A 13,488-nucleotide genomic window follows, 5' to 3' on the forward strand; every position below is an offset into this window, starting at 1 on the left:
GTGCAAGGTAGGGTACGCAGGTGCTGATCCTACTATGGCAAGCAGACGGAAGGATCCAGATGGGGATCCCACATCTGGTCAATTCAGCCAACGCCTACACCCTCTGGGCAATAGCCGGCAAACCTACGCGGGCCCGGAATTGCCGGGCTGCCGTCAGCGCCCCATAGGGATCCCCCTTGTAGAGGCCGTAGTGCATCAGGGACAGGCGCCGCAATCCCAGTTGCGACACCTCCTGCAGCCACTCTGGCCGGCTCATGATCGCGAAATCCCCCTGGACGGTGTCGGCCCGGCCACCGTTGGGGTGCTTGTCCTTAATCGAGGGCTCGTAGTGGGCCAGCATCAGGTTGCGGTGGATGGGGGCAAAGAGGCGGCAGCAGAGGCGGATCTGCTCGGGGTTACCCGGATCCGGGCCGTTGAGCTCCGGGTTAAACTCCCCCGGTCGCCGCTGGCGCATCGACTGGAAGGCGATCCCGTCCATTTGGCTCATCGTCTCGGCAAAAGGCTCCACCATGCTGCGCCCTGCCCCGCGGCGGCGATCGTCAAAGGTGGCAATCCAGCCGCCCCAGCAGAGGGCCACCTCGGCCTCGGGCAGCCGCTCCTTGATGGCCTGGCGGGCTCTTAAGACGTTGCGCATCAGGGCGCGGTAGTAGGGGGCAGTGTCGGCGTTGTAGGCGTCGGCGGGGATGCGCCAGTAGGAAAACTCGGTGGCCAGGCTCCAGTAGGTGGGGCGGCCCTGGGGGTTGGCTTGGGCAATATACCCGGCCAGCTCGGCTACGTCCTGGATAAACTGCGGCGAGAGGTGGTAGTCGCCGCAGGGGCGGGTGGTGTCGTCTTCCCAGGTGATGATGTGCAGGCTGTAGCCCCGCTCAAACCACTGCCGCAAAAGCCCCGCCTGGTGCCAGTTACGCCAGAAGGAGAGATCCCCCTGGCGGTGGTCAAAGCTGTTGAGCCAGCCACTCAAGAAATGGGGATCCCAGTCCCGCGCCACCGCTGCCACCTGCGGATCCGACTCGATTTCCCAGAGGAAGCGACCGGGATCCTCGCCAATGCCCACTTCCCAGCGGGCCAAGAGCTCTGACAAGTTCAGGTTTCCAGTGGTAACGTTCTCGAAGCCCTGACCACAGCCGGCAACTCCAGAGGCAGCCAGCAGCGCTCCGCCCATCTGCAGCACCTGTCGCCGCGGCCATTGCCGTTTCCAGATCATCTCGTTTCCTCCTCAAGCTCTGCCTGGCGGGCCCACAGCCGCACCTGCGGGGAGCTGTAGACCTCCCTAAAGCCCGGCAGCCCCTCAAAGGTAAGCTCAGGCCAAAATTGCAGGATGCGATCGGCGCTCCGCAAGGGATCCGCCGGCCCCGCCACCAGCAAGTAGTCCACCCGCTCCTGGGGGTGTTGCAGGGCCAAGGCAAACTCGTACTGGTGGGGGGTAAGGAACAAGCGGGGATCCCCCGCCCAAAAGATAGCCTCAAAGTGGATGTCGTCGTCCACCAACACCTTCTCGCCAGGCAGCAGGTGGCGGCGGAGATATTCCCCTACTTGGCGCTTTGCCTGCCGCTGCTGGCGCCACGCTTCCAAAGTCTGCCCCCCAGAGGTCACTTCGTACAGGTCTTGGGCCGCTCCCAACTCACGGCTAAGGGGCGCCACCCCTGCCACCAGCCGCTCCCAGAGATCCCGCTCCTCAACCACCAGGGGCGCCAAAAATCGTGGCTCTTGGCTTAGCCCATAGCCAGCGGTAAGGCAGTTCAGCCCCAAAAGGGCAGTGATCAACAGGCGCTTGGCCCAGCCGGGGCCGGCTCCGCGGACTAAGTAGGCCCCCATCAGCAACGGCAGCGGCACCCAGACGAGACCAAAGCGGCTCAGCTCCGGCAAAAACAGCCCCTGCCCCAGGGAAGCCAGCAGAACCACCAGCGGCATCCCCCAGATCAAGGCCCAGACCCAGCGGCCCAGCAGGGATCCCATCCCCACCAGGAGATAGGCAGGGGCCAGCACCGCCAGCCACTTGCCCAGCTCCACCAGCCCTTGCCAGCCGCCGGCCTGCTGCAGGTCTTCCCGCAACTGCGGCAGGCGCAGGCCGCTACCCACCTGGTAGGTAAAAGCCCAGGGATCCCCCACCGCTAACCAGTTGACATACAGCCAGCTCAGGATCAGGGCCAGGCTGATAAACCCCACCACCAGCAGCGAGACCCAGCGAAACCCCCAAGATTCGCGGCGAAAAGCCACCAGCAGCAGTCCTGCCAGCCAGGGCAACAGCCAGCCGCTCTCCCAGCGCAGCACCATCAGCGGCCCCAAGGCCAGCCCAATGAGCAGCAGCCGCAGGGTAACGGGCAGCTCGTCCTTCTCCGCTGCCCGTTTCCCATCCGCCAGAGGGAACAACAAGGCCATGTTCACCCCCACTAAAAGCGAGGTGGCCGTCCAAACTGGGCTGCGCAGCAGCATCAGGAGCAAAGCCGGCTGCAGCAGCAGCAACAGGCCCCACAGCCAGCGCCACCCCAAGCCGACAGGCAAACGGCGCAACTGTTGCCCCATCCAGTCCAACACCAGGGATCCCAAAATGGCCTGCAACACCAGCGGCGAGCGCCCCAAAATGGCCGTGGCCAGCACCAGCGAAGGGGGAAAGGTGGTGCCAACAATGGGCAGGCGCGGATCCGGCCCCAGGGCGGCTACGGATCCCTTGTAGCCAAGGAACTGCATCTCCAGGCTCACCCAGCCCCAGCCTTCCTTTAGCCCCCACAAGAGGCCAGCTAGGAGCAGCAGGGGGATCCCTACCGGCGCCGCGAGCCGCAAGATGGCTTTAAGCCGGTTTACGAACATCCATGCCCCATGAACGAGTTTCACTAAACTTGACGGCCTAGGGCATTGGAACACCCTAGTTAATCCTAAAAGCAAGTTTTGCAAAAACTATTAGGAATGCAAGGGAGCGTTAGTATTCCCCTTCTCGAGACTTTTTTTCTACGAGTTTTGGCGTATTGGGTTCAGCAAGATGGTCGATGAAAAGTTGCCGCGCTGCAGGTGAGGATGTGAGAGCCCCTGAAGTGGAACAAGGTGTGACCTCAATGCTACAGTCTGTGCGGGACATGGACAACGCGGCAATTCCGGCACTGGAGCTTTTGCCCTCCCAGGCTCAGACCCGCCCCTGGGGAGCCTTCTGGATCTTGGATGAAGGCCCGATGTATAAAATCAAGCGCATCGAGGTCAAGCCCGGCCATCGCCTTAGCCTGCAGATGCACTACCACCGCAGCGAGCACTGGATCGTGGTTCGGGGCACGGCGCGCGTTACCCGGGGCGAGGAGGTGGTGCTGCTTAACTCCAACGAGTCCACCTACATTCCCCCCTGCACCAAGCACCGTCTGGAAAACCCCGGCACCATCCCCTTGGTGATCATCGAGGTGCAAAACGGGGAATACTTGGGGGAGGACGACATCGTGCGCTTTGAGGACGACTACGCCCGCGCCTAGGAGAGTTCCTGAGGAAGGGGGTTTTCTTGTGGCTAGTTCATCACTATTGCGCCATATGCTCCTAGAAGTTTGGCGACTGCCCCCGCCGCAGGTGTAGGCTTTTTCTGTCGTCAGAGCAGGTGCTAGGGATCCAGCAGATGGCTAGGGTAAGGCAGAGAAGAGGAGGGTGGGGGCTGTTGGTGGCCGGCTTGCTCTGCTGCGTGCCAACAGAGGCAGTGCGGGCGGAGCCCCTTGCTTTCCAGAGGCTGGGCTATGAGCGTTCGGTGCTGCTGCAGGGATCCAACCCGCGCCTGGATGTCACCGTCCCTGCGCCCATCAACGGCATCGACCCAGAAGCCAGCTTTGTGCAGTTGCGCCTAGAACCTTCGCCGGTGCTCAAGCCCACTTCTACCGTGCGGGTGCTGATTAACGACGAGCTGGCGGGGATCTTTCTGGTGCAAGATCTGCGCCAGGAGCCGGTGGTGCGGGTGCCCATCCCTAACCTGCCGCCGGGTGAGCGCTTTATCACGGTGTCGGTGCAGCCGTTTTTGAGCATTAGTGACGACATCTGTGCCGACCTCAACACCGGCAACCTGCTGCTGAGGGTAGGGCGGGACAGTTTTTTTGAGCTGGTGCCCCGCGTGCCCGATGCTACGGTGGCCGGCTTTCTGCACCTGATGTACCCCCAGCTCACGCTGGTGGTGCCCGCCAACCCCTCTCCTGAGGTGGCGGAAGCAGCGCTGGGCCTGTACAGCTTACTGGCCCACCTCTTCCCTCAGACCCCCATCCTCTGGAGCAACCGTCCAGGGGAAGGGCCTCAAGTGATTCTGGAGCCGGCCAACTTTACCCCCCACCTGCAGCATCAAGTAACTTCAGAGGGATCGCGGCTGCGGGTGGCCGCCCGCCGCGAGGCCATTCTTGCCCTCTATGAAGAGTGGAAGCGGGCGGGGCTGGTGAGCCGCGGCATCCGGGTGGCGGCGGTGGCGGACTGGGAGCGGGCTCTCAAGGCCAACCGCCTCAGCTTGCGGGAGTTGGGGATCGTGGATCCCCTGCTGCGGGGCTTTGGCAGCCAGTCTTTGGTTTTCAACCTCAACCTGGCGCAGTTGGGGGGGCGCCCGCGGGATCTGGCGGCCCAACTGGATGTGATCATGAACCCGGTGGATGGTCGGGCCGGGGATCGCCTGACGGGCTATGTGTTCTTCAACGGTGTTCTGCTGCGCACCTACAACCTCACCGGTCGCAGCCAGCTCAACGAGACCGTGACCCTGCCCACCCGCCTGCTGCGCCGCTTCAACCAACTGGAGCTGCGCTTTGACTACGGGGCCAGCCCCGGCAATTGCCAGGGATCCCTGACGCCGCTGACGGTTCAGGTGCGCTCGGATAGCTCCGGCTTTCTCTGGAGCGGCTACCAAGCCCCCAGTGGCGAGCTGCAGGAGATCCCGGCGGTGCTGCAGGGATCCGGACGGGTTTGGCTGGGGGATCCCCAACGGCTGCCGGCTGCCGCCTACCTGGTGGGGGCCTTGAGCCGGCTGGCCGCCCAACCGCTCCTGCCCACCCTTCAGTTTCTGCCCCAGGAAAAGACCCAGTTGGAAACAGGCGACTTCGCCTGGCAGATCCTTGTCGCTGCCCCGGAGCAGGTGGAGCTCCCTTACAGCCCCATCCGGCTGGGATCCCAGTTCGAGATCCTCAACCCCTTGAACCAGCAGGTGGCCCTGGCCGCCCAACCCCAGGAAAACCTCGGCCTCTTGCAGTACTTTTTGCTCCAAGGCAGGCCTACCCTCTGGCTATCCTGGTGGGGATCTGATCCGGCCTTGGCAGAACGCCTCAGCCGCGGCCTTGCCGATCCACGCACCCGCCTGGCCAACCAACTGCAGGGAAATGTGCTCACCGCCTACGCCGCCACCCCCGCCCTCACCCAGGTGCAGAGCTGGGATCTCACCCCCCAAGGCTACCGGGTGCGCTACCCAGGCCGCTTCAGTTGGCAGCTTTTGGTGTGGCAGTACCGCTATTGGCTGGTGCTGCTGCTGGCTATTCTATTGGCAGCGGGAGCCTGGAATGTCTATCGCCGCTTGGCCCGCCGCCCCGAGTCGCCCATCCCTTCCTAGGGGGGGCTAGGCATGGGCTTGCGGTTGAGCCAGACTTGAGCCAAACCGCAGGTTTTAGGCCATGCTCCAGTCCCTTAAGTCCTCGCTTTTGCGCGCGGGCTATCTCACCCGCCAGCAACTGGCGGCAGCGGAGGAGTACCGGGAAGAGGTGGGCTGCTCCTTGCCCAGGGCTTTTTGGAGCTTGCGGGTCATGCATCCTGGCAAGTTTGCCGAGCTGTGTCGCCAGATTTTGGATCGGCCCAAGCTGCGGGACTGGCTGCTCAAGCAGCCTCTAGATCTAGAGCTGCCTTGGCTAGTGGAACCCAGCGATCTCCTGCCGGTGCGCTTTTTGCCCTGTGGCTGGCTCAACCCGCAAACCGTTGTGGTGGCCACGGAAGAGCCCGGCTATCCCGGCGTCTGGCAGGCTGTGAAACGCCTTTGCCCAGAGGCCGAAAAGCTGTGGGAGATCCCGGCCACCGAAAAACAGATCTTGACAGTTATCCTCGAGCGCAAGCTGGCTGCTGAGCTGCTGGGCAGCCGCCTCACCCTGGAGCAGTGGCAGCAGGCTCTGGAGATCCGCCGCCGCACCGGATCCAGCCTGGGGCAGGTGCTGACCCGGCTGAGCTACCTCTCCACCCCCGAGTATCTCAGCATTCTGGCCCACTTGCTGGGCTACCCTTCCGTTTCGGAGCTGATGGGAACAGGGCTGCTCTACCGGGACGAGAGCCTGAGCCGCCAGTTCGATCCGGAGCTGATGATGCACCACCTCTTCTACCCCCTGAGCTGGACGGACGAGCACACCCTCACCGTGATGGTCAACGACCCCCTGGACTGGGCGGTGGACGAGCTGCTCTACAGTTGGCGGCCAGGGTTGCGGATAGAAAAGGTGCTGGGCACCGAGCAGGATATCACCCAGCTCCTCAGCCAAGATCAGGGATCCCGCTTTAGCCAAGAGGCGGTGTACAAACTGCTGGCCCGTCTGCCGGAGGAATCGGCCTCGCGGGTGTTTACCCCCTCGCAAATTGCCGTCGGCTATGGCCTGCTGCTGCTGCTGCTGTGGAGCTTGGCCAGCGCTCCCTGGACAACTCTGACGATCTTGGTGCTTTTGATTAACCTCTTCTACATAGCCTCGATTTTCTTCAAACTGCTGCTCAGCTTGGTGGGATCCGCCGATCGCTTCCACCAGATTACCGACGAAGAAGTGGCCGCCCTCGATGACCGCAGCTTGCCCATCTACACCATCCTGGTGCCGGTCTACAAAGAGCCGGAGGTGATGCCGATTCTCATCAACTCCCTCTCCAAGCTGGACTACCCCCACGAGCGCTTGGACGTGCTGATCCTGTTGGAAGAAAACGACCAGGCCACCATCGAGGCCGCCCGCGCCGCCAAGCCGCCCCGCTACGTGCGCCTATTGATCGTGCCGGATAGCAAGCCCAAGACCAAGCCCAAAGCCTGCAACTACGGCCTGGCCTTTGCCCGCGGCGAATACCTCACCATCTACGATGCCGAAGACATCCCCGATCCGGATCAACTGAAAAAAGCCATCATTGCCTTCAAAAAAGGGGATCCCAGCTTGGTCTGCGTTCAAGCGGCCCTCAACTATTTCAACCGCAACGAGAACTTTCTCACCCGCATGTTTACCCTGGAGTATTCCTATTGGTTTGATTACCTGCTGCCGGGCCTGGAAACCTTGAAAATGCCCATTCCCCTGGGGGGCACCAGCAACCACTTCCGCACCGACCGCCTGCGGGAATTGCAGGGATGGGATCCCTTTAACGTCACCGAAGATGCCGATCTAGGCATTCGCGCCAGCCAGCACGGCTACACGGTGGGGGTGATCAACTCCACCACCTACGAAGAGGCCAACTGCGCCCTTAAAAACTGGATCCGGCAGCGCTCCCGCTGGATCAAAGGCTATATGCAGACCTGGCTGGTGCACAACCGCAACCCGCTGCGCTCTTTGCGCAAGCTGGGCCTCAAGAACTGGCTGGCCTACCAATTTTTTATCGGCGGCAGCTTCTTCACCTTCCTCACCAGCCCCATCATGTGGCTGCTGTTTTTCTACTGGCTGCTCACCCGCGCCCATTGGCTGCAAAACATCTTTCCCAGTTGGCTAATTTACTTGGGCTTGTTTAACCTCTTGGTGGGCAATGCCATTGGGATCTACTTGAACTTGGTGGCCGTTTTTCGGCGGGGCTACTACGACTTGGCCTTCTATGCTCTCCTCAACCCCATTTACTGGCAACTGCACTCCATGGCAGCCTACATGGCCCTGTGGCAGCTTTTTACCAAGCCCTTCTACTGGGAAAAAACCATCCATGGCTTGAGCAAATTCACCCACGCCAAAGTGCAGGAAGCCAGCCACAAACCCGCCTAGCCAGCCCCCTTCATCCCTACAGCAGGCGGTACCTCCTTCCCCTCTTCCAAGAGGGAGAGGGGCTAGGGGCGAGGGAAGCGCTAGAAGCCGTAGTCAGAATCGACGACGACAGCACAGCCGCGTGGGTGGCGGCAGCCGGCCATGATTACTTGGATTGCGAAATTGCCCTCATAGGGAGCCTGGACGATGGGGAAATCGTCCAAGAGCGTATCTTCCGCTACCACCCGACCGTTGCGATCGTAAAGCACCAGATCCACGTCGTGGCAGTCGAGGTCGCACTCGGCCCAGATGTTCTCGCCTGGGTAGAAATAACCGTTAACCCAGGTCGATTGCCCGTTCAGTAACCACAAGCTACTTTGGGCCCACGCTTCACCACCACCCAGGATTGCAGCCGCCCCGATCATGCCCGCTGCCAGCCAACCCCGCAGAGCAACCATCGGATTTTCCTCCTTCCATGAAGTTTCCTTTGCCGCAACAGGGATCCCTGCCCGCACCTACACGCTAGCATTAAGGTTTTCGCTTCCTGGCTGATTGCGATCACAGCCGGCATCTTCCTTACAAGTTGCAAAAAAGGGTTACAAAAGGGGATCCCAACTTGCGCAGGGATCCCTGAATTTCGATCAGAATGAGAGTGAGAAAACCTGCCCAAAGCCCTTGATTGTTCTCACTGGGGCAGCACCAGTTCTCCGCGGCGCCCCAGGGGATCGGTGAGGACGCTGCCGGTGGGGCCCTTGATCTGAAGGGTGCAGCGGCTGCCGGAGACTTCAATGAGGGTGTAGTTGGGCACCGCCAGCTCCAAAAAGCGCAGGTTGCCTGTCGTTACGCCAGGGATCCCGCTCACTTCTGGATTGGCAGGGTTCACAGGGGCGAGAAAGCCATTCACAATCCGGTAGTAGAGGCGGCTGGCGTTGGGGATCCCCAGTTGGCTGCCCAACTCGTCAATGCTCAAGGCGGTCACGCTGCGTCCGGTGGGGCCAGTCCACACCTCCCAGATGGGGTTGCTGCTGCCGGGGTTGACCTGGCCGATAAAGCCGGCGTGGTTGTTGCCGGTTAGGAACACCACGTTGCGGATGTTGTTGCGCTCAATAAAGTCGATCACCTCCTGCCGCTCCAGCCAGTAGCCCTCCCAGACGTCGTTGGAGCGGAAATAGGTCACCGTGATGGGAAACTCGCTGACGATGAACTTGTAGGTGGCGGTGGAGCTGCGCAGGCCGTTGAACAACCACTGCTTTTGGGGTTCTCCCAAAAGAATGCGCGGCGTGCGGCGCAGCAGGTTAAACAGCGCCTCTTCCGATCCCGGCGGGCCGAAGAACAGGGTCTCCTGCTGGGGCGTGAGGCGGATGCCGGCCAGTTCCAAAAAGCGCTGGCGGGTCAAGCCAGGGGGCAAAATGGGCAGGATCGGGGTCACAGCAGCCAAGTCGCGGTACTGGCGCAGGTCGAGGATAAAGACTTCGGCGTTGGCGCCGTAGCGGAAGCTGCGAAACACCCGATCCCGGCTATCTACCCCCGGTACATCCGTCAAGGTGGGGGTGATGGGGTTGTACTCAAAAAAGGCCTGGTAGCCCAGCACCCTAAAATCTTCCACGTCGCGGGTTTGCCCGGTGGTGTCGTTGAGCTGGACGGCGCGGCCGCCGCGGGCCTTCTGGCCGCTGTAGTTGTCGATCACCTCGTGGTCATCCCAGTTAACGACAAAGGAAGTGCGACTGAACAACTGCGGGAACTCCGGCCCGGCATACTTGGGATCCCGCTGATCCCGATAGAGGCTGCGGTAAAACTCCAGGTTGCCGATGGGATCCAGCCCCAGCCAGAAGCGATCCGCGTAGACGGTGTCGCCGTTGAAGGAGATGAAATCGATATCGCCGCGGTTAACCTCAGCCAACAGGGCCGCCCCAATGGGGAAAGGAGGCTCATTGGCGCAGCTAATGTGCAAGAAGCGGATGGGCCGCCCATCGCCCGGAGCCGGCAGGGTGCGGAACTGGCCCACAGGGCTGGTAAACCCCTCACTGACAAAGCGGTAGAAATAGCGCTGCGCCGGCCTCAGGCCGGTAACAACGGCGCGGGCAATGTAGTCGCCCGGCTCGGTGCGGTAGTTGCGACCGGCCACGCGGCGGGCAGTCAGCGCAACCTGCTGCAGAATGGGGTTGAACTCGGCATTTTCCGCCATCTGCAGCGTCACAGGCACCGTATCCACGCTGCTGGCCGGCACCACCCGCGTGGAAAGCACCGCCCCCTCAGAGGTGGGATCCCCGGCAAACACCCCCTGGGGAAATCCCGGCTCTCCCAGCGGCGGGATAGAAGAACTGGAGGTGCCCCCACAGGCGGCCAGGGCGGCTGCCCCACCGCCAAACATCAGCAACTGCAGGAAAAAGCGACGGGAACGCAGGGAACTCATACAGCTAACCTCAGCGACGCCGGCAAATGTAAAGGGATCCGCAACAATGGCCAATTGCCCCTAGTCAAGCACTTCTGCGCCCAAACTGAGGTTGTGGGCCGGTGAAAACTGGGTTAGCTTCTGTTTAAGAACGCCAGACCTGAGGCTTGGGTTCTCCGCGGCCTTTTCATAGCCCTTCCTGCGAAGGCTAAAATTCCATTAAGGTTTTTTGCTTTTTGGCTTTGTTTTCGGTTTTGCGTTCTAGAACCTCTTGTTGACCCAAGGAGGGATCGTCGTGGCTACGGAGACTCTGGTTAAGCCTTCTGTAACCCCGAAGCATATGCCCATGTACCGGGTGTTGCTGCACAACGACGATGTCAACACCATGGAGTACGTGGTGCAGGTGCTGGTGAAGGTCATTCCATCGATGATGCCGCCGCAAGCCACCGAGATCATGTTGGAAGCCCACAACAACGGCGTTGCTGTGGTCATCGTGGTGCCGCGGGAGCACGCGGAGTTTTACTGCGAGCAGTTGCGCCGGCACGGCCTCACCAGCTCGATCGAGCCGGAACGCTAGTTAGGAGCGGTTTGGGTGGGCCTGCCGACTGCTGAGCTGATTGGCAAACTCAAGGCCTTTCCCTTGCCGCTGCGGCTGTTGCTGTTTTTGGGGATCCCCCTTTTGGCCTGGCTACCGTGGGTCGGCCTGGGGGGATTTTTCTTTGGCCGAGAGTACCTCTGGCTGCCGCTGTATGCTCTACTGCTCCTTTGGCTGGGGCTGTGGGGATCTGGGTTTGCCGCCTATGGCCTGGACAAGAGTTGGGCCTGCCGAGCTGGGATCCTCTGGGGCCTGGGGATGGGTGTTGGCGGGCTTTTTCTGCTCTTTAGCCTGGAGGGGGCCCTGGGCTGGTTGAGCTGGCGGCCGGTGGAAGGGGGATCCCTGCTGGGCTATGGCTTGCTGGGGCTAGGGGTGGGCCTGGCGGTGGCCCTGGCAGAAGAGCTGTTGTTCCGCGGCTGGCTGCTGCAGGAGATGGCCTTGGACTACGGCTGGACAAGCGCTCTGTGGGGATCCAGCCTTCTCTTTGCTTTGGCCCACTTTTTGAAGCCGCCAGCAGAGATCCTCGCCACCTGGCCCCAGTTTCCGGGACTGTGGCTGATGGGCCTGCTGCTGGCCCAGGCCAAGGTGTGGAACCAAAACAAGCTAGGACTCAGCCTGGGGCTGCACGCCGGCTGGGTGTGGGGCATCACCTGGGTCAACAACTTGGCTTGGATCGAGTACACCGGCAGGGCGCCAGAGTGGCTCACCGGCATCGGCGGCAACCCCCTAGCCGGGCTGATGGGCCTGCTCTTCCTGGGCGGCACCTTCCTTGTTCTCAAGAGGTTGGCCACCGACAGAAGCTGAACAACGCCGAAGCATCTCCCCTCTCCCTCAGGGAGAGGGGCCGGGGGTGAGGGATCTGTCTCAATCCAGTTATTTCGAGATCTCCTCCCCCCAAGGGCCGCTCTCATAGTAGGCGGCCAGCCTCTCCTGGTCGGGCTGAGTGAGCAAGCTCACCCCCACCAGCACCGCCGTGCCGACAACCACCGCCGGGATCACCGGCAGCCAGCCCCCCGTCCAGGCTTGGGGCAACAGGCCCGCCAGCCAGCCCAAGGTGAGACCGCTGGAAACCAAAGCTCCGGCTACGGCCCCGGCGCGGGTAGCCCGCTTCCAGTACAGGCCGGCAATCAAGAGGGGAAAGAGCATGGCGTTGCCCTGAAAGCTCCAGGTGGCGATCTGGGCGATGAGCCCCGGTGGCCTGACGGCAATGGCAAAGGAAACCAGCCCAATCCCCAGCACCACCCAGCGGCCCAACAGCTCCTCCTGGTGCGGAGAAAGCTGGCGCTTGAGCAAGGTAACCACCAGATCCCGGGTAACCAGGGAGCTGGCTGTTAGCAGTTGCGAGTCCGCCGTAGACATCAAAGCCGCCAGCGCCGCTGTAATCACCACTGCCGCCACGCCGCTGGGCAGGGTCTGCAACATCAGCGGCATGATCTGATCCGGCTGCTGCAGGTCAGGAAAAGCCAGCCGACCCCAGACGCCAATGAGGGCTGCTGGGAAGAACACCAGTAGAATCAGCAGCGGCCAGACCACCATCAGGGTCTGAAAGGGACGGGCACTTTTGGCCATGTAGAAGCGCTGAAAAAATTGGGGGAAAAGGGGCGTGGCCATCAAAAACAGCAGTTGGTTGCCAAGCAGGGTCTGCCAGCTCCAGCGCCCCTGGGGGCCGGGCAAGCTCAGCCAGGGATCCAACCGGCTGCCGGCCTCTTGGCCCCAACTCAAGGCCACGGCCACAAAGGCCACTCCCATCCCCACAACCAAGATGATCCCCTGCACCACGTCCGTCCAGACCACGGCCTGGGAGCCGCCGAAGAGGACATAGCCCAGGATGACCAGCGCCACCCCCACCGCCAGGGGCCAGTAGGGGATCCCTTCCCCCAAAACGGCGGCCAGGGTGCGCGCCCCGCCAATGATCTGGATGCTGATGTAGGGGGCGGTAAACGTCAGGGCGCTTAGGCAATAGAGCAGGGCCAGGAGAGGGCTGTTGAAGCGGTGGCCAAAGAACTCTGAGGGGGTGATGAACCCAAAGTGGCGGGCCGCCAGCCACACCCGGTAGCCCACCCCAAAAAACAGCCCTGAGATCAGCGCCGTGGTGACCCCCACGGCCAAAAAAATCCCCAGGCCGTGGGTGTAGGCATCCGCCGGCACGCCGAGGAAGGTAAAGGCGCTGAGCAGCGTCGCCAGCGTGGTCAAGGTCAAGGCCAGGGATCCCAGCCCCCGCCCTGCCAGGAAATAGCTGACCGGATCCTGGCCGCTGCGGCGGTAGCTCCACCAACCAATGGCCGCCAGCAGCAGCAAGTACACCCCCACCACACCCAAACTCAAAACCGTGTCACTCATCTCCAGCCCTGGGCCAGCAAGTTCGCACAAAGTAGAAGTTCAGGGGCACCAACAGCAGCACCGCCAACCCTGCTCCCCAGTACCAAGCCGGGATCCCCAATAGCTGCGGCTGGGCCGAGCGGGATCCCACCCAGGTCAACAGCCACAGCAGCGGATAGATCCCCCACACCCAAGCCTGGCGCCCTTGTCCAAACCGCAATGGCCTTGCCGCCTGAGAACCACCAGCAGGATCCAACCCTAACATTTACTTATCTCCTGCTTTTTTGCTGACCATTACTTAAGGTACAGCA

At 61.9% G+C, this 13,488-nt stretch carries 11 protein-coding genes; 5 read left to right on the forward strand and 6 right to left on the reverse strand.

Annotation, left to right across the window (positions count from 1 at the left end):
* Positions 1-94 precede the first annotated feature (94 nt).
* Both NW862_RS03010 and NW862_RS03015 read right to left on the reverse strand, forming a co-directional pair.
* Positions 95-1,204 (reverse strand): hypothetical protein, encoded by a 1,110-nt coding sequence (locus NW862_RS03010; protein ID WP_414333906.1) that lies wholly within the window; start codon positions 1,202-1,204, stop codon positions 95-97.
* Positions 1,201-2,808, reverse strand: a complete 1,608-nt coding sequence (locus NW862_RS03015; protein ID WP_414426905.1) for a hypothetical protein — start codon at positions 2,806-2,808, stop codon at positions 1,201-1,203. The genes NW862_RS03010 and NW862_RS03015 overlap by 4 nt, the downstream gene beginning before the upstream one ends.
* A gap of 263 nt (positions 2,809-3,071) precedes the next feature.
* Between NW862_RS03015 and NW862_RS03020 the strand changes: the two genes are divergently transcribed.
* The 3 genes from NW862_RS03020 (at position 3,072) to NW862_RS03030 (ending at position 7,892) form a co-directional block, all read left to right on the forward strand.
* The gene (locus NW862_RS03020; protein WP_414333931.1) at positions 3,072-3,452 is read left to right on the forward strand and encodes a cupin domain-containing protein; all 381 of its coding nucleotides are present in this window, start codon (positions 3,072-3,074) and stop codon (positions 3,450-3,452) included.
* Between the two features lie 137 nt (positions 3,453-3,589).
* Positions 3,590-5,536, forward strand: a complete 1,947-nt coding sequence (locus NW862_RS03025) for a cellulose biosynthesis cyclic di-GMP-binding regulatory protein BcsB (RefSeq protein ID WP_414426906.1) — start codon at positions 3,590-3,592, stop codon at positions 5,534-5,536.
* Positions 5,537-5,597: 61 nt separating this feature from the next.
* Positions 5,598-7,892 (forward strand): glycosyltransferase family 2 protein, encoded by a 2,295-nt coding sequence (locus NW862_RS03030; protein ID WP_414426907.1) that lies wholly within the window; start codon positions 5,598-5,600, stop codon positions 7,890-7,892.
* 80 nt (positions 7,893-7,972) lie between these two features.
* On the opposite strand, the gene NW862_RS03035 is transcribed toward NW862_RS03030, so the two are convergent.
* Both NW862_RS03035 and NW862_RS03040 read right to left on the reverse strand, forming a co-directional pair.
* Positions 7,973-8,329, reverse strand: coding sequence for a hypothetical protein (locus NW862_RS03035; protein ID WP_414333900.1), 357 nt, complete (start codon positions 8,327-8,329; stop codon positions 7,973-7,975).
* Positions 8,330-8,556: 227 nt separating this feature from the next.
* Positions 8,557-10,284 (reverse strand): alkaline phosphatase D family protein, encoded by a 1,728-nt coding sequence (locus NW862_RS03040; protein WP_414367676.1) that lies wholly within the window; start codon positions 10,282-10,284, stop codon positions 8,557-8,559.
* A gap of 274 nt (positions 10,285-10,558) precedes the next feature.
* Here NW862_RS03040 and clpS point away from each other — a divergent pair, with 274 nt between their 5' ends.
* A complete protein-coding gene (gene clpS, locus NW862_RS03045; RefSeq protein ID WP_414349213.1) occupies positions 10,559-10,840 on the forward strand; it encodes an ATP-dependent Clp protease adapter ClpS in 282 nt (93 codons plus the stop codon).
* 15 nt (positions 10,841-10,855) lie between these two features.
* Positions 10,856-11,662, forward strand: a complete 807-nt coding sequence (locus tag NW862_RS03050; RefSeq protein ID WP_414426908.1) for a lysostaphin resistance A-like protein — start codon at positions 10,856-10,858, stop codon at positions 11,660-11,662.
* A gap of 69 nt (positions 11,663-11,731) precedes the next feature.
* Here the strand turns inward: NW862_RS03050 and NW862_RS03055 are convergent, their stop codons facing one another.
* On the reverse strand, positions 11,732-13,198 hold the full coding sequence (locus tag NW862_RS03055; protein ID WP_414335812.1) for a sodium:solute symporter family protein: 1,467 nt from the start codon (positions 13,196-13,198) through the stop codon (positions 11,732-11,734).
* Positions 13,191-13,442: a hypothetical protein gene (locus NW862_RS03060; RefSeq protein WP_414348113.1), complete on the reverse strand. Its 252-nt coding sequence runs from the start codon at positions 13,440-13,442 to the stop codon at positions 13,191-13,193. The genes NW862_RS03055 and NW862_RS03060 overlap by 8 nt, the downstream gene beginning before the upstream one ends.
* Positions 13,443-13,488: the final 46 nt, after the last annotated feature.

It is taken from the genome of Synechococcus sp. H55.8 (assembly GCF_047462375.1).
Classification (GTDB): Bacteria; Cyanobacteriota; Cyanobacteriia; order Thermostichales; family Thermostichaceae; genus Thermostichus.